This is a genomic window from Pseudomonas sp. OVF7 (assembly GCF_030644265.1).
Classification (GTDB): domain Bacteria; phylum Pseudomonadota; class Gammaproteobacteria; order Pseudomonadales; family Pseudomonadaceae; genus Aquipseudomonas; species Aquipseudomonas gorinensis.
In genome coordinates, this window is sequence record NZ_CP128996.1 from 3,646,164 (window position 1) to 3,664,476 (window position 18,313).

Below are 18,313 nucleotides of genomic sequence, written 5' to 3' on the forward strand. Positions count from 1 at the left end.
CCCCCGGTTGTGTCACCGGGTGGTCGCGCCAGGGATCAGGGGGAGGGCCGCTGGGCGATCTCGGCGTCACTGAGGTGGCAGCCGGGGTCCGGGCCCCAGAGGTCGCCGTCGGCCCAGGCGCGGGTGCGCGTATTGCCGTTGCAGATCGGCAACCAATGGCACTCGGCACAACGCCCACCGATGGCACGCGGGTGTTCGCGCAGGCGCAGCAGCAACGGGTCGGGCTGGTCCAGCCAGAGTTGGCGGAAGGTGGTGTTGCGCACATTGCCCACCGAGTGCTGCCACCAGTAGGTGTCGGGGTGCACCTCGCCCGTGTTGTCGATATTGGCGATGCCGCTGCCGGAGGCATTGCCGCCCCAGTTGTGCAGCAGGTGCTCCAGCTGGGGGTAGTGTTGGGGCAGATGCTGGTGGACCCATTGCAGCAACAGCACGGCGTCGGCGTCGTTGTTGCCGCTGACGAAGTCACTGTCGATACCGTTTTCGATATCGCTCCAGGCCTGTTGGAAAATCAACCGCATGGCCTCGCGGCTCATCTGCCGGTGCGCGTCCAACTGGCGGCTGCGCTTGCCACGCCCGCTGTAGTTGAGGTGCGACAGGTAGAACTTCTGCACATCGTACGTGCGCATCAGCGCCAGCAGCTGCGGCAACTGCGCGTGGTTGTCCTGGGTCAGGGTGGTGCGCAGGCCCACGCGAATCCCGGCCTCGCGGCACAGGCGGATGGCGTGCATCGAGCGCTGGAAACTGCCGTGCAATTGGCGAAAGGCGTCGTGGGTCGCCTCCAGGCCATCGATGCTGATGCCCACATAGTCGAACTGCGCGTCGGCAACCTGCTGGATAGTGTGCTCATCGATCAACGTGCCGTTCGTCGACAGCGCCACGAAAAAACCTTTGTCGCGGGCATAGGCGCTGAGCTGGAACAGGTCCTCGCGCAGCATGGGTTCGCCGCCGGACAGGATCAACACACGCACCCCGGCGGCCTGCAGATCATCGATGACCTGAAGGGCCGCCGGGGTGTCCAGTTCATTGCGGAACACACTGTCGGCGCTGGTGGCGTAACAGTGTTTGCAGGTGAGGTTACAGCGCCGCAGCAGGTTCCAGATCACCACCGGCGGCCGATCGCTGCCGGGCGGCGATGTACGGGGTGGCGGGCATTGGCCGGCGAGGGTACGCAAGTACTGACTGATCCGCAGCATGGGGCGCTCCTACGAGTGGGCCGGCGGCAGGCGCAGGCCGGTTTTTTTCAGGATGCGGCTGCTCACCAGCATCTCGTCGGCGCGGCAGGCATCCCCCAGCAGGAACCGCAGGTGTTCGCGGTAGCTGTCGATTTCCTCACGGCTGCGCCCATGCACCATGGCGAACAGGTTGTAGGGCCAGCCGGGGCGGCGCGGACGCCGGTAGCAATGGCTGACAAACGGCTGCGCACCGAGCAGTTGACCCAGGCGCGGCAGTTGCGTGTCGAGTACGTCCCAGACCGTCATGCCGTTATGCCGATAGCCCAGGCGATAGTGGTTGGGCACCGCCGCGATACGTCGGATCGCGCCTTCGGCCTGCAGGCGCTTGAGCAGGTCGAGGGTCGATTCGACGCTGATGCCCAACTGCTCGGCGAGCCAGGCCCACGGGTCTTCCACCAGCGGCAGGCCGCCTTGGGTGAGGGCGACCAGGCGCAGGGCCAGGGGGGTATCAGACCGGGAAATACAGACCGACATGGTAGGTGTGCTCCTTCGGCAGGTTGAGCACCGACAACCCGGTCAGGGCCTCGATGCGCGACAGGGTGGCGGCCAACTCCGTCTCGGTGGCGCAGGCGAGCACGAACCACATGTTCCAGCGGTGCTCGCGGCGGTAGTTGTGGGCGACCTGGGGCAGGGCGTTGAGCTGCTCGGCGACGGCGTCAAAGCGCGCCTCGGGTACGGCCAGCGCGGCCAGGGTGAAGGCGCCGCCGAGGCGCTCGATATCGAACATCGGGCCGAAGCGCGTGAGCACGCCGTCTTCGAGCAAATCATGCAGGCGGTCGAGCACTTCATCGGGGCGGCTGTGCAGTTCGGCGGCCACCTGCTGCCAAGGTTCGCGCACCAGCGGCAAGCCGAGTTGCAGGCGATTGATCAGGCGTCGGTCAAGATCATCCATGGGCCCATACCTGCGAAGGGGGTGGGGCAAAACGTCCGCCGCATTGCTTGAAGGCGCGCGTGCTGAACAGCAGTTGATAGGGCAGGTCGCTGAGCAGCTGCTGCTCCAGCAGCGCGTGAATCTGCGCCTCGACCGCGCGGTGCTCGCGGCCGTGGACCATGCAGAACAGGTTGTAGCGCCACTGCGGCAGGCGCCGGGGGCGCTGGTAACACAGGTTCACCCCCGGCGCGCGGCCCAGGCGCTGGCCGACTTCATCGACCAGCGCATCCGGCACATCCAGCACCAGCATCGCGTTGGCCACATACCCCAGGGCGCGGTGGTTGAGCACCAGGCCGACGCGGCGAAACAAGCCCTGGTCGCGCCATTGCTGCATCTGTTGCAGCACCTGGTCGTGATGGGCGCCGATCTGTTCGGCGAGGTCTTCATAAGGCCGCGTGACGATAGGCAAACCGCGCTCCAGGCACTGGCGCAGGTCGAGCATTTGTTCCTGGGTCAGCGGCGTGATCACGGGTGTTCTCCCAGGGAAAACCCGAGGTCGATGCGGTAGGCGGTGAGCATCGGCAAATCCAGCGGGGTGAGGCCGGTGTCTTTCTCCAGCTCATCAAGGATTTGCTCCAGGTGCTGGCGGTGCGGCCCGGTCAGCACGAACCACAGGTTGTAGTGATGGTCGCGGGCATAGTTGTGGTTGACCTCCGGATATTGGTTGATCCGCAGGGCCACCTGCTCCAGGCGTTCGACGGGTACCGCCAGCGCCGCCAGGGTGCTGGCCCCCGCGCGGGTGTGCTCGAACACCGGGCCGATGCGCGACAGGGCGCCGGCCAGTTCCAGGCGTTGCAGGCACGCCATCACCTCGGCCTCGCGGCAACCCAACACCTGGGCCATTTCCCGGTAGGGCTCGGCACACAGAGGCATGCCGTGTTGGAAGCGTTCGATCAATTGTTGGCTGAGCCGATCAAGGTCCATCTCAATACCCCATTTTTTGCGCACGGAGGCTGAAGAAAATGCCGCTGGGACTCAGGGCCGGCAATGTCTTCAGCAGGGTCAGGCGGTACGGGTCCCACACTTGCACCTGTTCGCCGTCGCGTACCGACAGCCACAGTTGCTCGCCACGCCCGCTGAATTCCATATGCAGCACACCGGGGCCAGGGCGCAGGTCGGCGACCACCTGGTGGGTCTCGCTGTCGAGCACCTGCACCCGGTCGTTATCCGGGTAGGCGAAGTTGACCCACAGCTGGCGCCCGTCGGGGCGCGCGGTGACAAAAATCGGTTGGCCGGCCACCGCGATCGCGGCGGTTTGCTGCCAGGTGCGCGCGTCCATCACCAGCACCTGGTGGCGACCCACGGCGGGTACGAAGGCCTGGTTGTCGGCGACGGCCCAGCCTTCCAGGTGGGGCATCTTGTAGACCGGCAGTTTGGCCTGGCCGCGTCCGTAGTCCTTGAGCACGCGCTGTACGCCGCGCTCGGGGTGCCACAGGTCGAGCTGGGCCATGCCGTCTTCACCGAACAGCCCGGCCATGTAGTAGCGGCCATCGGCGGTGATCAGCGCGTCATAGGGTTGCTCGCCGATGTCCTTGAAGCGGGTGATGCGCGGCGCGTTGCCGTGGCTGAAGTCAGCGCTCCAGATTTCGCCCGTGTCGAACAGGCTGAACACGAAGCGTTGGCCGGGCGCATCCACCAGGCCCACCACCCGTGAGCGCTTGCCGTCGGGCAGGGCGGTGGCGGGGATATCCGCGACCTGTTGCAAGGTGTCGGCGTCGAACACCTTGACCCCGCCCGGTACATAGTTGGACACGGCGATCAGGCGGCCATCCTGGCTGATGGCGCCACCAATGCTGTTGCCGCCCTGGACGATGCGCCGCTCGATACGCTGGGTCAGCAGGTCGACCTTGGTCAAACCGCCGTCGCGGGCAAACACATAGGCGAAACGCTGGTCGCGGGAAAACACCGCCGAGGCATGGGACAGGTCGCCCAGCCCCTCGATGCGCGCCAGTTCGGTCATGCCGGTGCTTTCGATGATCTGCACGCTGCCGCTGGCACGTTCGATCACCAGGCCCAGGTCGCCACTGCCGCGCAACGTGGGCTGAGTGCAGGCGCCGAGCAACAGGCACAGGGATAACAGGGCGGGACGCATCATGGTGCGGGGCTTCCTTGCAAGAGGCGGTCGACCAGCCAGGCGATATCGCCGGCACTGAGCAGTGGGCCCCAGCCGGGCATGGCGCGGGCAGGGCGGCCGTAGGTGACAGTGGCGATCAGGCTGTCGCGGCTGTGGTCGGCGAGGGCCTGGGGGGTGAGGGGCGGGCCCAGGCCACCGGTCAGGTGCAGGCCATGGCAGGCGCCGCAGTCCTGGGTCAGCAGGTGTTCAAGGCGGGCAGCGTCCGGGGTGGCCGCTGCCCGCGCGGGCATCAGCAGGAACAACGCCATGGCGGTACCGATTATCGATGCGTGCATGACGTGCTCCTTGTGGTTATTTCAAGGTCAGGACCCAATCGGCCAACACCTTGGCTTCGTCATCGGTGACCTGGTTCGGCGGCATCGGAATCGGCCCCCAGTTGCCCTGGGTGCCGTTCTTGATGTGGCTGGCCAGGGTCGCGGCGGCGTCTTTCACCCCGGCATTCTTGGCCGCGACATCCTTCAAGGCCGGCCCCACCAGTTTGCTGTCGATGGTGTGGCAACCCACACAGGGCTTGCTGTTGAACAGGTCGTGGCCGTCTTGCGCCAGCGCCGGTTGCAGGCCGATGGCCGCCGTGCACGCCAGCAGTGCGAGGAGAGTATTTTTCATTGGATGATCTCGTGTTGATGGGGCTCAATAAATGTCGTGTTGGGTGTTGTAGACGTTGAATTTTCCGGTCGGGGTGATCAGGCGCTTGTCCTTGATCACCTGCTTGAGCTTGAGGGTCTTGTCATCGATCACCACCAGCGCCGACTCTTCGGTCTGGCCGTTCCATACCGAGAACCACACCTCATCGCCCGCCTTGTTGTATTCCGGTTGCACAACGCGCAGGGCGCCTTGCTTGATCCCGGAATACTCGGCAATCGGCAGCACGGTGTAGCCTTTGTCCAGCTGGTTGATATCGAACACGGCGACCGATTGGCTGAGCTTGGCGTCAGGGTTGAGGGTGGTGTCGACGTACAGGTGATGGGAGTTGGGGTGGGTCTTGATAAACAGCGAACCGCCGCCCTGGCCCTTGAGGGATTCCACCTGTTTCCAGGCATATTGCGGGTGCTTGACCGGGTCGGTGCCGATCACCGAAATACCGCCGTCGCCCAAGTGGCTGGTGGCCCATACCGGCCCGAATTTGGGGTGGTTGAAGTTGGCGCCACGGCCGGGGTGCGGGGTCTTGCCGACGTCCACCAGGGCGGTGAGCTTGCGCTCCTTGGAGTCGATCACCGCGACCTTGTTGGAGTTGTTCGCCGCCGTCATGAAGTAGCGGTGCGTGCTGTCCCAGCCGCCGTCATGCAGGAACGGCGCGGCGTCGATGGTGGTGATGGTGAGGTTCTTGATGTCCTGGTAATTGACCAGCATCACCTTGCCGGTTTCCTTGATGTTGACGATGAATTCCGGCCATTCGTGGGAGGCAATGATCGCCGCCACGCGCGGCTCGGGGTGATATTCCTGCTTGTCCACGGTCATGCCGCGGGTGGACACGATCTGCTTGGGCTCCAGGGTTTCACCGTCCATGATGGTGAACTGCGGCGGCCAGTAGGAACCGGCAATCGCGTACTTGTCCTCATAGCCCTTGAACTTGGAGGTCTCCACCGAGCGGGCCTCGATGCCCACCTTGATCTCGGCGACTTTGGTGGGCTCCAGCGGCCACAGGTCGATCATGTCGATCTTGGCGTCGCGGCCGATCACCAGCAGGTAGCGACCGGAAGCCGAGATACGCGAGATATGCACGGCGTAGCCGGTGTCGATCAGCTTGATGATCTGCTTGGTGTCACCGTCCACCAGGGCGATCTTGCCGTCGTCGCGCAAGGTCACCGAAAACAGGTTTTGCAGGTTGAGTTTATTCAGTTGTTTTTTCGGACGGTCTTCCGGTTTGACCAGCACTTTCCAGGTCTTGAGGGTTTCGGCCATGCCCCATTCCGGCGGGGTGGGCGCAGTGTGCTGGATGAAGGTGGCCATGGTGCTGATCTGCGCCTTGGTCAGCGCGTTGGAGGTGCCCCAGTTCGGCATGCCGGCGGGAGAGCCGTAGGTGATCAGCGCTTCCAGGTACGCCTGGCCACGGGCCTGGGTGATATCCGGTGTCAGCGGCTTGCCGGTGGCGCCTTTGCGCAATACCCCATGGCAACCGGCGCAGCGCTCGAAGTAAATCTGCTTGGAGGCGTCGAAGTCAGCCTGGCTCATATCGGGGGCGCCGGTGGTTTTCACCACGCCTGCCGCCGCGTCGCCATGGGCCGTGATCGGCAGGGCCAGGGCCAGGGCGCAGCTCAAGCTGGCGAGGCTCAATACCCAGGTTTTTCTGTTGCGAGTCAGCATTCCATTTCTCCTCAGGCAAGACCTTTGCGATGCCCGGCGAAGGCAGGGTAGAGCGCAGGTTCTTAGTGCCCGGCAAGACTAGGGTGTCGCGTCGCAATGTTCGCTTGACGGCGATCAAGTTTGCCGGTGCGCGTGCTTGCCAGGTTGTCGCAGGGGCCCTTAGCGTGGCAGTCGAACCCGTTGTGAGTACGCGTGATGACCGAGCCCTTCTACCAACCGCTGCATAACGAACAGCCGCTGTTCGAACACGCCTGGCGCCACCGCATGCCGGTGCTGATCAAAGGCCCGACCGGCTGTGGCAAGACCCGTTTCGTACAGCACATGGCGCACCGCCTGAACCTGCCGCTGTACACCGTGGCCTGCCACGACGACCTGAGCGCCGCCGACTTGCTCGGCCGCCACCTGATCGGCGCCAATGGCACCTGGTGGCAGGACGGCCCGCTGACCCGCGCCGTACGCGAAGGCGGTATCTGCTACCTCGACGAAGTGGTCGAGGCGCGCCAGGACACCGCCGTGGTGCTGCACCCGATTGCCGACGAGCGTCGCGAGCTCTACCTGGAACGCACCGGCGAAGTGCTCAAGGCACCGTCGTCGTTCATGCTGGTGGTGTCGTACAACCCTGGTTACCAGAACCTGCTCAAGGGCATGAAACCCAGCACGCGCCAGCGCTTCGTCGCTTTGCGTTTCGGCTACCCGCCAGTGGCCGACGAGGAACGCATCGTCGCCCGTGAGGCAGGCGTGGACGCAGCGCTCGCCGCCCAGATCGTGCGTCTTGGCCAGGCATTGCGTCGCCTCGATCAGCACGACCTGGAAGAAGTCGCGTCCACACGCCTGTTGATCTTCACCGCACGCCTGATCGGCGCCGGCATGAACCCGCGCGAGGCGTGCCTGGCCTGCCTGGCGGAACCGCTGAGCGATGATCCCCTCACCGTGGCTGCGCTGATGGACGTGGTGGATGTGCACTTCGCCTGAACCGCGCCGGCTGCCAGGTGACCTGGCGATGTGGTTTTTTATCCTCGCTGAGCTGTCGGTGTTTGCGATTCTGATCCTGGCATTCGCCGTGACCCAGGTACTCAAGCCCGAGGTGTTTGCTGACGGGCGCGCGCAGCTGGATACCTCGACGGGATTGGCGATGACCTTGAGCCTGCTGACCACGGGCTTGTTCGCGGCGTTGGCTGTGCAGCGCGTACGTCTGGGGCGCTCGCGCGAGGGCGGCGCGTTGTTGGTGGGCGCGTTGCTGGTGGCACTGGTGTACGTGGGGATCAAACTCGGCGAGTACGCCCACCTGGCCGCTGCCGGGCTGGGGCTGGAGCACAGCACCTTCTTCACCTTGTATTGGATTCTGACCGGGTTTCATTTTCTGCATGTGCTGCTGGGGATGGTGATTCTCGGGTGGGTGGCGGTGGGTTGTTGGCGGCGGGCTTATCCGGGCACTGGCTTGAGTGGGGTGGAGTCTGGGGTGCTGTATTGGCACATGGTGGATTTGGTGTGGGTGGTGTTGTTTCCGTTGGTCTATGTGATTGGGTGAGGTGCGGATGGGAGGTTCCCTGGGAGTGGTGGTGTGTTGGGCGGTGTTGGTGGCGCTGAGTGTTGGTACGGTCTTGACTGGCGCGTCTGGGCTGTGGGGAGTGGTGCTGGGGTTGGCGGTGGTGAAGGGCTGGGTGATTGTGGATGGGTTTATGGAATTGCGGCATGGGCCTTGGGGGTGGCGTTTGGCGATGGTGGGGTGGGGGGTGGTGATAGTGGGGGGGATATTGGTTGCTGTGGTGATGAGTACATGGGCTGGTTGACTGAGTACATATCCATTTCTGCGGTAACGGCGACTGGCGGTTCCGCTCTTACAGCGGGTCACTTTTGGCAAACGCCCGGGATGCCGGCCCAGCCAAAAGTAACCAAAAGGTCTGTGCCCCACCACTCGGCACCTCGCCTAGGCTCGGTGTGCCCGAACGCAGGCTTTGGAGCGTGGGCCGCCGTCATGGGCCATCCCTGGCCCAGGACGGCTAACCCGGCGTCCTGCCGGGTTACCCACGCTCCAAAGCCTGCGTTCGGCCAGCGTGGTTTAACGGGGCGCCGAAGATCAAAAGCCAAAGCGCGGCGGCCTTAGAGCCGACCGGTGTTGTAGCTGGTGTACTCGGTTGAGAATGTGGGAGGGGGCTTGCCCCCGATGAGGGAGTGTCAGTCACTTATTTGTTGACTGACCCGGCGCCATCGGGGGCAAGCCCCCTCCCACATTTGGATCTCCACAGGTCAGAGATCTCCATAGGTCAGGTAGACCTCATTCTGCTTTTGCTCTGGCTTTGCTCTGGCTTTGCTCTGGCTCTGGCTCTGGCTCTGGCTCTGGCTCTGGCTCTGGCTTTGGCTCTGGCTTTGGCTCTGGCTTTTGATCTTGATCTTAGGCGCCCCGTTAAACCACGCTGGCCGAACGCAGGCTTGAATCCGTGGGTAACCCGGCAGGACGCCGGGTTAGCCGTCCTGGGCCAGGGATGGCCCATGACGGCGGCCCACGGATTCAAGCCGGAGTGAGGGCACACCGAGCCTAAGCGAGGTGCCGAGTGGTGGGGCAAGAGCCCTTTTGGTTACTTTTGGGGCTCTTTTCCAAAAGTGACCCGCCGTAAGGGCGGAACCGCCAGCCGCCGTTACCGCAGAAACGGATATGTACACGGCCCCCCAGCCGCCGTTACCACAGAAACGGATATGTACACGGCCCCCCCAGCCGCCATTACCGCAGAAACGGATATGTACACGCCCCCCCCCAGCCGCCACGACCACAGCAACAACTATCCCCCAAACCCTATACCCGACCAAAACCATCAACATTTCTTGATCGCCATCAAGCGGTTTTCCCCCCACGCCTCCCTATCATCCCCTGGCCAAGCAATGAGGAAGCGACCATGTCAGAGACCTTCACCAAGGGCATGGCCAGGAATATCTACTTCGGAGGAAGCGTGTTCTTCTTCCTGATTTTCCTGGCCCTGACCTACCACACCGAACAAACCTTTCCCTCCCGCAGCAATCAGGACCTGCTCACCGATTCCGTCGTACGTGGCAAGAGCGTCTGGGAGCGCAACAACTGCGTCGGCTGCCACACCCTGTTGGGCGAGGGCGCTTATTTCGCGCCGGAGCTGGGCAATGTGTTCAAGCGCCGGGGCGGGGAGGAGGGGTTCAAGCCGTTCCTGCATGCCTGGATGAAGATGCAACCCCTGGGTGTACCGGGGCGGCGGGCCATGCCGCAATTCAATCTCAGTGACCAGGAGGTGGACGATATGGCCGAGTTCCTCAAATGGAGCTCGAAGATCAATACCAATAACTGGCCACCGAACAAGGAGGGCTGAGCCATGCGCAGTGCCAATCCATACCTGAAATTCCAATCCCAGGCCGTGGCCAAACCGTACTTTGTGTTCGCCCTGATCCTGTTTCTCGGCCAGGTGCTGTTCGGTTTGATCATGGGCCTGCAATACGTGGTCGGTGACTTTCTGTTCCCGTTGATCCCCTTCAACGTGGCGCGGATGGTCCACACCAACCTGCTGATCGTCTGGCTGCTGTTCGGCTTTATGGGCGCGGCGTATTACCTGGTGCCCGAGGAGGCTGACCGTGAGCTGCACAGCCCGAAACTGGCGATCGTACTGTTCTGGGTGTTTGCCGCCGCCGGGGTGTTGACTATCCTCGGCTACCTGCTGGTGCCGTACGCGGCGTTGGCCAAGCTCACCCATAACGAGCTGTTGCCGACCATGGGCCGTGAGTTCCTGGAGCAACCGACCATTACCAAGATGGGCATCGTCGTGGTGTGCCTGGGCTTCCTGTACAACATCGGCATGACCCTGCTCAAGGGGCGCAAGACCACCGTCAGCATGGTGATGATGACCGGGCTGATCGGCCTGGCGGTGTTCTTCCTGTTCTCGTTCTACAACCCCGGCAACCTGGCGCGGGACAAGTTCTACTGGTGGTGGGTGGTGCATCTTTGGGTCGAAGGCGTGTGGGAGCTGATCATGGGCTCGATGCTGGCTTTCGTGCTGATCAAGGTCACCGGCGTCGACCGCGAAGTGGTGGAGAAATGGCTGTACGTGATCATCGCCATGGCCCTGATCACCGGGATTATCGGTACCGGTCACCACTTCTTCTGGATCGGTGCGCCCGAGGTGTGGCTGTGGGTCGGTTCGATCTTCTCGGCCCTGGAGCCGCTGCCGTTCCTGGCGATGGTGATGTTCGCCTTCACCATGGTCAAGCAGCGTCGGCGCCAGCATCCCAACCGCGCGGCCACGTTGTGGGCCAAGGGCACCACGGTCACGGCGTTCTTCGGCGCGGGCGTATGGGGTTTCCTGCACACCCTGGCACCGGTCAACTTCTACACCCACGGCACTCAACTCACCGCGGCCCACGGGCACCTGGCGTTCTTCGGGGCCTACGCGATGATCGTGATGACGCTGATCAGCTACGCCATGCCACGCCTGCGGGGTATCGGTGAAGCGCCGGACGCACGTTCGCAGACGCTTGAGATCTGGGGGTTCTGGCTGATGGTGTTGTCCATGGTGATGATCACCCTGTTCCTCACCGCCGCCGGGGCCGTGCAGGTCTGGTTGCAACGCTGGCAGGTGGACGGAGTGGCCTTGCCGTTCATGGCCACGGTGGAGCACTTGCAGGGGCTGTTCTGGGCGCGGTTGGTCAGTGGGGTGGGCTTCCTGATCGGGTTGCTTTGCTACCTGTTCAGTTTCCGGCAACGCGCCCGCATGGCGGGCGCACCGGTGCCGATCGTCTACTGAAGGTAACGCGGTCCAGATGTGGAAGGGGGCATTGCCCTAACGCCAGCCAGTCAAGGCTTTTTGTAGGAGCGAGCTTGCTCGCGAAAAACTCACAGGCGCCGCGTTGATTCAGGAAACACGCGTTATCGTTGAGGTTCTTCGCGAGCAAGCTCGCTCCTACAAAAAGCCTGACTGACTGGCATTGAGGCAATGCCCTCTCCCTCATTTGGATCGCGGTGTGCCCGTCCCATCCCCACTAGTTGGAGCCAACCCCATGGCCTTTACCCTTGAGCTGGAAGAGTGGGTCGGCAGTGCCTGGCATCGCTTTATCACCCGCCGCGCCAGTGCCGATTTCCCGGCGGCACGGGTCGAGCTGGTCGACCGCCAGCGGAGCCTGGCGATGCTGTTTCGCGCCCTGGGCGGGGCCAGCGGGATCGCCCTGGAAGCCGCCAGCGAGCGTGACTTGCTGCTGCGCCGCAACCTGCTGATGCGCATCGCCGGTACCTGCAAGCAGGCGCCACTGGCCTCCTGCGATGGCAACCGCCTGCGCCTGCCGTCGAGCCTGGCGGTGTATCCCACGGTTGCGCTGAACCTGGAGTTGTACCGCTGGCTGGCCTTGCTGGCCGCGCATGCAGGGCCGATGACCCACTGGGCCCGTGACAACCAACGCTGGACCTGGTTGGTGCTGCAACGCTACCCGGCGATGCTGGCCAGCTATCAGCGCCTGGTGGAGGCCCATCTGGTATTGCGCCCCGACCCCGCCAGCCTCACGCCCGGCGAGGCCGCCCTGGAAAAAGCCCTGCGCAAGGCCCTGCGCGAACCCGGCAGCGTGCGCCAGTTACCGCGCAGTGAGCGCGCCGCCTGGCCGCTGCCCTTATGGCTGTACCCGCCGTTGCACCTGGACACGCCCCAGACCGTGGGCCTGGATGACGAGGGCGACGACCTGGCCACGCCGGCCGGCGAGCAACAGGGCGCACCCAAACGCGCCAGCCGCGTGGATGACCACAGCCGCGACGGCGGGCTGCTGGTGGTGCGCCTGGAAAACCTGTTCAGTTGGAGCGAACACGTCGACCTCGATCGCTGGGCCGACGAGAGCGAGGACCCCGACGCCGCCCGTGTCGCCGAAGACTTGGACCAACTGAGCCTGTCGCGCCAGCGCGTGCGCAAAAGTGGCGGTCTCAAGCTGCACCTCGACCTGCCGCCGGCCGACGTGGATGACATCCCCCTCGGCGAAGGCATCAAGTTGCCCGAGTGGGACTACCGTCAGCAACGCTTGCAGGAGGGCTTCGTCAACCTGCAACTGATGCAGCCGCGTGCCGATGCGCCGCAACCCTTGCCCGCGCGGCTGCGTGGCCCGGCCCAGCGCTTGCGTCGCCAGTTCCAGCAGCTGCGTACCGACCGCCAATGGCTGCGCCAGCAACCCCAGGGCGCGGAACTCGACCTGCAGGCTTGGGTGGACTTCCATGTGCAGCGCCAGCATGGCGACTGCGTCGAGCGGGGCTTGTACCAGGATCAGCGGCACACCCGACGCGACCTGGCGTGCCTGTTGCTGGCGGACCTGTCGATGTCCACCGATGCGCATTTGAACGACGAGCAAAAGGTCATCGACGTCATCCGCGACAGCCTGTTGCTGTTTGGCGAGAGCCTGGCCGGGCTGGGGGATGCGTTTGCGCTGTATGGTTTCTCGTCCCTGCGCCGCCAGCATGTGCGCCTGCACCCGCTCAAGACGTTCGCGCAAGCCTATGATGATCGTACCCGTGGCTGCATCCAGGCGCTCAAGCCGGGTTATTACACGCGCATGGGCGCCGCGATTCGCCAGGCCACCCAACTGTTGGGCGCTTGCAAGCAGCGGCGCAAGTTATTGTTGCTGCTCACCGATGGCAAACCCAATGACCTGGACCTGTATGAGGGGCGCTATGGCGTCGAAGACACGCGCCAGGCCGTGGTAGAGGCGCGGCGCCAGGGCCTGGTGCCGTTCTGCATCACGATCGACAAACAGGCCGGCGATTACTTGCCCTACATGTTCGGCGCCCATGGCTACACCCTGATCCGCCAGCCGCAACAACTGCCGTTGCGCCTGCCGCAGCTGTATCGGCAGTTGACTGAAGGTCAGTAGAAGGTGCGCGGCAACCAGAAGAACATTGCGATGCAAAACAGCGCCAGGCCCAGGCAGAACCACTGGAAACGCCGCAACCGGCGTGCTTGTACATGAGTGTTGGAAGCGGGCAGTGCCATGCCGCAGCGCCCACACTCCTGGCGTGCGTCGGCATGGCGCTGCTGACAGTACAGGCAAGTTTTCACTCGAACTGCTCCAGGCGCAGGCGATCGAGGATGGCGATCTGGCGACCGTCCTGGGTGATGATCTTTTCGTCGATCAGGCGGCGGATAATCCGCGAAAACGTCTCCGGCTGGATCGACAAATGCCCGGCGATCAATTGCTTGGCCATGGGCAATTCGAAGCGGCTGTCAGTGCTGTGCAAGTGCATCAGCTGGGTCAGCAGGTAACGCACCACGCGGTGGGTGGCGTTTTTCAGCGAGAGGGTTTCGATCTCGTTGACGCGCTGGTGCAGGCGCACGCACAACTTGCCGAGCAGGGCGAAGGTCAGGCGGCTGTTGCTCTGCAGCAGGCGCATGTAGGTGGCGTTGGACAGGCGATACAACTGGGTGGGGCACACGGCTTCGGCGCAGGCCACATAGTTGGGGGTGTCCATCAGCATCATGGCTTCGGCGAAGGTCTGGCGCTCGCCGATGACTTCGAAGACCTTCTCCTGGCCGTCCGGGGTCAGGCGGTAGATCTTCACCGCGCCGGCAATCACAAAGTAAAACGCATCGGCCGGTTCGCCCTGGCGGAACAGCGGCTCACCCTTGTCGACACTGAGCAATTGGCTGCTGCCCATCAACACGTCGAGTTCCTCCTCGTTCAACGGTTCGAACAGGTGGTGGCTGCGCAGGATCTGGTGATGCACGCGATGCAGCACCATGCCCGGCTCCTTGAGCGTCAGCGGGGCGTTCACACCAGCACCAGCGAAAGGCTGCTGGCCGCCGCCAGCATGGAACCGAGGATCACAAACCAGGCGAGGGGGACATAGGCGTTTTTCATCATGGCTCCAAAGCACGCTAAAGGTGTTGTAGGAGCGAGCTTGCTCGCGAAAAACCCACAGACACCGCGTTTAATCAGGATGCCCGTGTCATCGTTAACGTTCTTCGCGAGCAAGCTCGCTCCTACAGTGAGCGCAAGCGTAAGCGTTGAGCTGCCGTTGCGACTTGATCTACGACAAGGGCAACGCACGCCCATCGGCGCAACATTGCCGCAGTCCTGAAGGGAGACCGTGTTATGCAAGTGCTCGATCGGCGCAAGGCTATGTCGATTACCCCGTTGTTCCGCTTGGCGTTCCGGCCATTTTTCCTCGGTGCCTGCGTGTTGGCGGTGCTGGCGATCCCCGTGTGGCTGCTGGCCCTCGGCGGCCAGTTCGGCAGTTGGCAACCGGCCGGTGGCTGGCTGGCCTGGCACCGGCATGAACTGTTGTTTGGCTTCGGCCTGGCGATCATCGCCGGGTTCCTGCTGACGGCAGTGCAGACCTGGACCGGTCGCCCGGGCATCAGTGGCAATGCCTTGGCGCTGCTCGCCGGGCTATGGCTGGCGGCCCGCCTGGGCTGGTTGTTCAACCTGCATTGGCCGCTGCTGGCGGTGCTGGAGCTGACGTTCCCCCTGGCAGTGGCGGCGGTGATGGGCTGGACCCTGTGGCAGGTCCGCCAGAAACGCAATTACCCGATTGTGCTGGTGCTGGCGCTGCTGACCGTGGCCGATGCGCTGTCGCTGTATGGCTTGTTGCGCAATGACCTGGGCCTGCAACGCCAGGCGGTGTTGACCGGGCTGTGGCTGGTGGCGGCGATGATGGGCCTGATCGGCGGGCGGGTGATTCCGTTCTTCACCCAGCGCGGCCTGGGCCGGGTCGAGGCGGTCAAGCCCTGGCCGTGGCTGGACCGCGTGTTGCTGGGCGGTTCGATGCTGGTCGCGGTGCTCTATGGGGCAGGGCCGGCGCTATCGGCCAACCTGTGGATCGGCCTGCTGTTCGCCGGCCTCGGGCTTGGGCACCTGCTGCGCCTGGTGCGCTGGCATGACCGGGGCCTGTGGCGCGCGCCGCTGCTCTGGTCGTTGCACCTGGCGTATGCCTGGCTAGCGGTCGCCTGCCTGGGCATGGCGCTGTGGCATTTCGGTGCGCCATTCAACCCCAGCCTGGCGGTGCATGCATTGACCATTGGCGCCATGGCCGGCTTGATCCTGGCCATGATCGCCCGCGTCAGCCTCGGCCACACCGGCCGCGCCTTGCAGCCGCCGGCCGGGATGACCCTGGCGTTTGTGCTGCTCAACCTGGCCTGCGTGAGCCGAGTGGCGCTGGTGCTGCTCTGGCCCCTGGCTGCGCTGTGGCTGGCCGGGCTGTGCTGGAGCGTCGGGCTCGGCCTGTATCTGTGGCGTTACGGGCCGATGCTGTGGCAAGCACGGGTCGATGGGCATCCAGGCTAGGAGAACGTCGTGCTCTATTCCACCTTGTTGATCGTGCATCTGTTGGCGGCGATTGCCTTTATCGGCACGCTGTTTTTCGAAGTCGTGATCTGGCACAGCGCCCGTGAGGAACTGGCCTGGTCGGCCCAGTTCACCTCCGATCATGCTATCGCGCGGCGCTCACGCCAGGTGCTGCATGGCGTGGTGGTGCTGCTGTACGGCGCCGGCATCGGCCTGGCCTGGCACTACCGAGGGGTGTTGAGCGTGCCCTGGGGCAGCCACTTTGCCGCACTACTGAGCCTGAAAATCGTGCTGGCCCTGAGCATCATCGGCCATTACCTGTGGCTGGCGTACCTGCTGAGCCATCAGCGCCTGAGCCCCAGGCGTGCGACGTGGATTCGTCGCAGCATCCTGGTGCATATGGTGGTGATCGTGATCCTGGCCAAGCTGATGCTGCGCTGATCAGGCCACGGGGCTCAGTGCCCGGGCAAACAATACCTCGTTCTCCAGGTGGATATGCTCGCGCAGGTCGTCATGAAAGGTCGTCAACTGGCTGTACAAACTGCGCCAGGTCCCACAGGCGCTCGGCGGTGCGGTGATGCGATCGGTGAGGCTCAACAGCTGTTCCAGCGCCTCGCCGTGCTGGTCATGCTCATGCCGCATCACCTGGATCGGCATGGCCGCCTGCGCGCCCATGCCCATCTGCAGCATCGGGAACAGCACCTGTTCCTCCTTGAGCATGTGGTTTTCCAGTTCCTGCTGGATATCGCGCAGCAGGTCCGCGAGGCCGTTGGGGCATTGCAGATGGTGGCCATGGACCTGTTCGACACGACTGGCCAGACGAATCAGCTCCGGCAGTTGTTCGCGATGCCGGGCGTGGTAGCGGGCCAGTAGATGGTCGATCAATTGATCCTGGGGTTGGGTGTTCCAGTCGCTCAGGCTCATCGGGTTTCCTCATTGGGATAGCGGTATGTGCCGGTGGTTGCAGGCGCCGTGCCAACTGAAAAACCATTGATAAATAAGGCTTTATTGTGAGGTGAGGTGATCATGACCACCCTATGCCAGGGTAATGCGAACCCCATCAGGGTCGATGCGACCCTGCCGCCCGACGCCATCCTTGGGCACAGTCAGGTGCTGCGGCAATTGCTCGATGAGTTGGCGGTACTGGCGCAGACCGAGTTGCCGGTGCTGTTGCTCGGTGAGACGGGCGTCGGCAAGGAGCTGTTTGCCCAGCGCCTGCATCACCAATCGCGGCGCTGCCACCGGCCGCTGGTGCAGGTCAACTGCGCGGCGCTGCCGGAGGCGTTGGCCGAGAGTGAGTTGTTCGGTCACGTCAAGGGCGCGTTCTCCGGCGCCAGCCACGACCGCGCCGGGCGTTTCGATGTCGCCAATGGCGGCACGCTGTTTCTCGACGAGGTGGGCGAGTTGCCCTTGAACATTCAGGCCAAGTTGCTGCGTACCCTGCAAAACGGCGAGATCCAGCGCCTGGGGGCCGACCGGCCTTTGCATGTGGATGTGCGGATCATCGCCGCCACCAACCGCCATCTGCCGGACCGCGTGCGCGACGGCCTTTTTCGCGCCGATCTGTATCACCGGCTTTCGGTGTATCCGGTGGCGATCCCACCGCTGCGCGAACGTGGCGATGACATTCTGTTGCTGGCCGAGCACTTCGTTGAGCTCAACCGTGCGCGCCTGGGGCTGCGCGGTTTGTGCCTGCCCCCGGCGGCGCGCCAGGCCCTGCTGGGCTATGCCTGGCCGGGCAATGTGCGTGAGTTGGAGCATGTGATCAGCCGTGCGGCGTTAAAGCTGTTGTGTCGGGGCGGCAGCCGTCCGTTCATGAGCCTGGAGCCGCAGTGGCTGGGGCTGGGCGATGCCATGCCGGTGCTTGAACCGGCGGTGTTGGGCGGTGAGGTGTTCCAGCCGTTGGCGGTGGCGGTGGATGAGTGTCAGCGTCATAAGATTCGTCAGGCTCTGGAGCATTGCGGTGGTAATTGGGCGAGTGCGGCGCGTTTGTTGGGGGTGGATTCGAGTAATTTGCATAAGTTGGCGCGGCGGTTGGGGCTCAAGTAGTTTGGGGGTATGGGGGAGGGGCGGTGCCTGAGATCAAGAACCAGAGCCAGAGCAGACTGATATCTACCTCATGTATGGAGATCAAATGTGGGAGGGGCGGTGCGACGATTCGACTTGCCCCCGATGGCGGCCTCTGGGCCGACCAGGATGTTGGGTTGGAATGGGTACATATCCATTGCTGCGGTAACGGCCACTTAGGGTTCCGCTCTTACAGCGGGTCACTTTTGGAAAAGAGCCCCAAAAGTAACCAAAAGGGCTCTTGCCCCACCACTCGGCACCTCGCCTAGGCTCGGTGTGCCCGAACCCAGGCTTGAATCCGTGGGCCGCCGTCATGGGCCATCCCTGGCCCAGGACGGCTAACCCGGCGTCCTGCCGGGTTACCCACGGATTCAAGCCTGCGTT

20 protein-coding genes and 2 pseudogenes are annotated in these 18,313 nt (G+C 63.8%); 9 read left to right on the plus strand and 13 right to left on the minus strand.

Annotated features, from left to right (window positions below):
• Positions 1–35: 35 nt before the first annotated feature.
• Genes nirJ through nirS form a run of 9 tightly spaced genes read right to left on the minus strand, consistent with a single transcriptional unit; the run spans position 36 to position 6,469 of the window.
• Positions 36–1,193 (minus strand): heme d1 biosynthesis radical SAM protein NirJ, encoded by a 1,158-nt coding sequence (gene nirJ / locus QU606_RS16740; protein WP_102625673.1) that lies wholly within the window; start codon positions 1,191–1,193, stop codon positions 36–38.
• Between the two features lie 9 nt (positions 1,194–1,202).
• Positions 1,203–1,706 (minus strand): Lrp/AsnC family transcriptional regulator, encoded by a 504-nt coding sequence (locus tag QU606_RS16745; protein WP_150055271.1) that lies wholly within the window; start codon positions 1,704–1,706, stop codon positions 1,203–1,205.
• Positions 1,681–2,124: an Lrp/AsnC family transcriptional regulator gene (locus QU606_RS16750; protein WP_304997227.1), complete on the minus strand. Its 444-nt coding sequence runs from the start codon at positions 2,122–2,124 to the stop codon at positions 1,681–1,683. Before QU606_RS16750 ends, QU606_RS16745 begins: the two co-directional genes overlap by 26 nt.
• Positions 2,117–2,632, minus strand: coding sequence for an Lrp/AsnC family transcriptional regulator (locus QU606_RS16755; RefSeq protein ID WP_150055272.1), 516 nt, complete (start codon positions 2,630–2,632; stop codon positions 2,117–2,119). The genes QU606_RS16750 and QU606_RS16755 overlap by 8 nt, the downstream gene beginning before the upstream one ends.
• Positions 2,629–3,087: an Lrp/AsnC family transcriptional regulator gene (locus QU606_RS16760; protein WP_024074994.1), complete on the minus strand. Its 459-nt coding sequence runs from the start codon at positions 3,085–3,087 to the stop codon at positions 2,629–2,631. Before QU606_RS16760 ends, QU606_RS16755 begins: the two co-directional genes overlap by 4 nt.
• A gap of 1 nt (position 3,088) precedes the next feature.
• Entirely contained in the window at positions 3,089–4,258 is a 1,170-nt protein-coding gene (locus tag QU606_RS16765; protein ID WP_024074995.1) for a cytochrome D1 domain-containing protein, read from the minus strand.
• Positions 4,255–4,572 (minus strand): cytochrome c, encoded by a 318-nt coding sequence (locus QU606_RS16770; protein WP_102625676.1) that lies wholly within the window; start codon positions 4,570–4,572, stop codon positions 4,255–4,257. Before QU606_RS16770 ends, QU606_RS16765 begins: the two co-directional genes overlap by 4 nt.
• A 16-nt stretch (positions 4,573–4,588) precedes the next feature.
• A complete protein-coding gene (locus tag QU606_RS16775) occupies positions 4,589–4,903 on the minus strand; it encodes a c-type cytochrome (RefSeq protein ID WP_024074997.1) in 315 nt (104 codons plus the stop codon).
• A 24-nt stretch (positions 4,904–4,927) separates the two neighbouring features.
• Positions 4,928–6,469 (minus strand): nitrite reductase, encoded by a 1,542-nt coding sequence (gene nirS / locus QU606_RS16780; RefSeq protein WP_223817869.1) that lies wholly within the window; start codon positions 6,467–6,469, stop codon positions 4,928–4,930.
• A gap of 327 nt (positions 6,470–6,796) precedes the next feature.
• Between nirS and QU606_RS16785 the strand changes: the two genes are divergently transcribed.
• The 6 genes from QU606_RS16785 to QU606_RS16810 all read left to right on the plus strand — a co-directional run bounded on the left by QU606_RS16785 (position 6,797) and on the right by QU606_RS16810 (position 13,453).
• A complete protein-coding gene (locus QU606_RS16785) occupies positions 6,797–7,573 on the plus strand; it encodes a CbbQ/NirQ/NorQ/GpvN family protein (RefSeq protein WP_069076382.1) in 777 nt (258 codons plus the stop codon).
• Complete coding sequence (locus tag QU606_RS16790; protein WP_024075000.1) at positions 7,557–8,129, plus strand: cytochrome c oxidase subunit 3 family protein; 573 nt, start codon at positions 7,557–7,559, stop codon at positions 8,127–8,129. Before QU606_RS16785 ends, QU606_RS16790 begins: the two co-directional genes overlap by 17 nt.
• A 7-nt stretch (positions 8,130–8,136) precedes the next feature.
• A complete protein-coding gene (locus tag QU606_RS16795; RefSeq protein WP_024075001.1) occupies positions 8,137–8,391 on the plus strand; it encodes a cytochrome C oxidase subunit IV family protein in 255 nt (84 codons plus the stop codon).
• Positions 8,392–9,492: 1,101 nt separating this feature from the next.
• Positions 9,493–9,933: a cytochrome c gene (locus tag QU606_RS16800; RefSeq protein WP_024075002.1), complete on the plus strand. Its 441-nt coding sequence runs from the start codon at positions 9,493–9,495 to the stop codon at positions 9,931–9,933.
• 3 nt (positions 9,934–9,936) lie between these two features.
• Positions 9,937–11,358, plus strand: a complete 1,422-nt coding sequence (locus QU606_RS16805; protein WP_024075003.1) for a cbb3-type cytochrome c oxidase subunit I — start codon at positions 9,937–9,939, stop codon at positions 11,356–11,358.
• Between the two features lie 253 nt (positions 11,359–11,611).
• Positions 11,612–13,453 (plus strand): nitric oxide reductase activation protein NorD, encoded by a 1,842-nt coding sequence (locus QU606_RS16810; protein ID WP_102625633.1) that lies wholly within the window; start codon positions 11,612–11,614, stop codon positions 13,451–13,453.
• Here QU606_RS16810 and QU606_RS16815 read toward each other — a convergent pair.
• The 3 genes from QU606_RS16815 to QU606_RS16825 are packed head-to-tail and all read right to left on the minus strand — an operon-like array spanning position 13,447 to position 14,551.
• Positions 13,447–13,638: a hypothetical protein gene (locus QU606_RS16815; RefSeq protein ID WP_024075005.1), complete on the minus strand. Its 192-nt coding sequence runs from the start codon at positions 13,636–13,638 to the stop codon at positions 13,447–13,449. The genes QU606_RS16810 and QU606_RS16815 overlap by 7 nt on opposite strands.
• Positions 13,635–14,318 (minus strand): Crp/Fnr family transcriptional regulator, encoded by a 684-nt coding sequence (locus QU606_RS16820; RefSeq protein ID WP_041160915.1) that lies wholly within the window; start codon positions 14,316–14,318, stop codon positions 13,635–13,637. Before QU606_RS16820 ends, QU606_RS16815 begins: the two co-directional genes overlap by 4 nt.
• Before the next feature lie 29 nt (positions 14,319–14,347).
• Positions 14,348–14,551 (minus strand): hypothetical protein, encoded by a 204-nt coding sequence (locus tag QU606_RS16825; RefSeq protein ID WP_024075007.1) that lies wholly within the window; start codon positions 14,549–14,551, stop codon positions 14,348–14,350.
• A gap of 120 nt (positions 14,552–14,671) precedes the next feature.
• Here QU606_RS16825 and QU606_RS16830 point away from each other — a divergent pair, with 120 nt between their 5' ends.
• Positions 14,672–15,862, plus strand: a complete 1,191-nt coding sequence (locus QU606_RS16830; protein WP_304997229.1) for an NnrS family protein — start codon at positions 14,672–14,674, stop codon at positions 15,860–15,862.
• Between the two features lie 9 nt (positions 15,863–15,871).
• Positions 15,872–16,303 carry a membrane protein gene (locus QU606_RS16835; RefSeq protein WP_024075009.1) on the plus strand — a complete coding sequence of 144 codons (432 nt, stop codon included), beginning with the start codon at positions 15,872–15,874 and terminating at the stop codon, positions 16,301–16,303.
• On the opposite strand, the pseudogene QU606_RS16840 reads toward QU606_RS16835, so the two are convergent.
• Positions 16,304–16,774 (minus strand): annotated as a pseudogene (locus QU606_RS16840) (hemerythrin domain-containing protein); the annotation flags it as partial.
• 174 nt (positions 16,775–16,948) lie between these two features.
• Here QU606_RS16840 and QU606_RS16845 point away from each other — a divergent pair.
• Positions 16,949–17,911, plus strand: a pseudogene (locus QU606_RS16845) (sigma 54-interacting transcriptional regulator); the annotation flags it as partial.
• Between the last annotated feature and the right edge of the window lie 402 nt (positions 17,912–18,313).

What these genes read in the sequence shown, in the direction of transcription:
- nirJ (WP_102625673.1), bottom strand. Translation starts at nt 1,193, where the DNA reads ATGCTGCGGATCAGTCAGTACTTGCGTACCCTCGCCGGCCAATGCCCG.
- QU606_RS16820 (WP_041160915.1), bottom strand. Translation starts at nt 14,318, where the DNA reads ATGGTGCTGCATCGCGTGCATCACCAGATCCTGCGCAGCCACCACCTG.
- QU606_RS16800 (WP_024075002.1), top strand. Translation starts at nt 9,493, where the DNA reads ATGTCAGAGACCTTCACCAAGGGCATGGCCAGGAATATCTACTTCGGA.
- QU606_RS16810 (WP_102625633.1), top strand. Translation starts at nt 11,612, where the DNA reads ATGGCCTTTACCCTTGAGCTGGAAGAGTGGGTCGGCAGTGCCTGGCAT.
- nirS (WP_223817869.1), bottom strand. Translation starts at nt 6,469, where the DNA reads ATGAGCCAGGCTGACTTCGACGCCTCCAAGCAGATTTACTTCGAGCGC.
- QU606_RS16760 (WP_024074994.1), bottom strand. Translation starts at nt 3,087, where the DNA reads ATGGACCTTGATCGGCTCAGCCAACAATTGATCGAACGCTTCCAACAC.
- QU606_RS16765 (WP_024074995.1), bottom strand. Translation starts at nt 4,258, where the DNA reads ATGATGCGTCCCGCCCTGTTATCCCTGTGCCTGTTGCTCGGCGCCTGC.
- QU606_RS16795 (WP_024075001.1), top strand. Translation starts at nt 8,137, where the DNA reads ATGGGAGGTTCCCTGGGAGTGGTGGTGTGTTGGGCGGTGTTGGTGGCG.
- QU606_RS16750 (WP_304997227.1), bottom strand. Translation starts at nt 2,124, where the DNA reads ATGGATGATCTTGACCGACGCCTGATCAATCGCCTGCAACTCGGCTTG.
- QU606_RS16785 (WP_069076382.1), top strand. Translation starts at nt 6,797, where the DNA reads ATGACCGAGCCCTTCTACCAACCGCTGCATAACGAACAGCCGCTGTTC.
- QU606_RS16770 (WP_102625676.1), bottom strand. Translation starts at nt 4,572, where the DNA reads ATGCACGCATCGATAATCGGTACCGCCATGGCGTTGTTCCTGCTGATG.
- QU606_RS16790 (WP_024075000.1), top strand. Translation starts at nt 7,557, where the DNA reads ATGTGCACTTCGCCTGAACCGCGCCGGCTGCCAGGTGACCTGGCGATG.
- QU606_RS16830 (WP_304997229.1), top strand. Translation starts at nt 14,672, where the DNA reads ATGCAAGTGCTCGATCGGCGCAAGGCTATGTCGATTACCCCGTTGTTC.
- QU606_RS16805 (WP_024075003.1), top strand. Translation starts at nt 9,937, where the DNA reads ATGCGCAGTGCCAATCCATACCTGAAATTCCAATCCCAGGCCGTGGCC.
- QU606_RS16745 (WP_150055271.1), bottom strand. Translation starts at nt 1,706, where the DNA reads ATGTCGGTCTGTATTTCCCGGTCTGATACCCCCCTGGCCCTGCGCCTG.
- QU606_RS16775 (WP_024074997.1), bottom strand. Translation starts at nt 4,903, where the DNA reads ATGAAAAATACTCTCCTCGCACTGCTGGCGTGCACGGCGGCCATCGGC.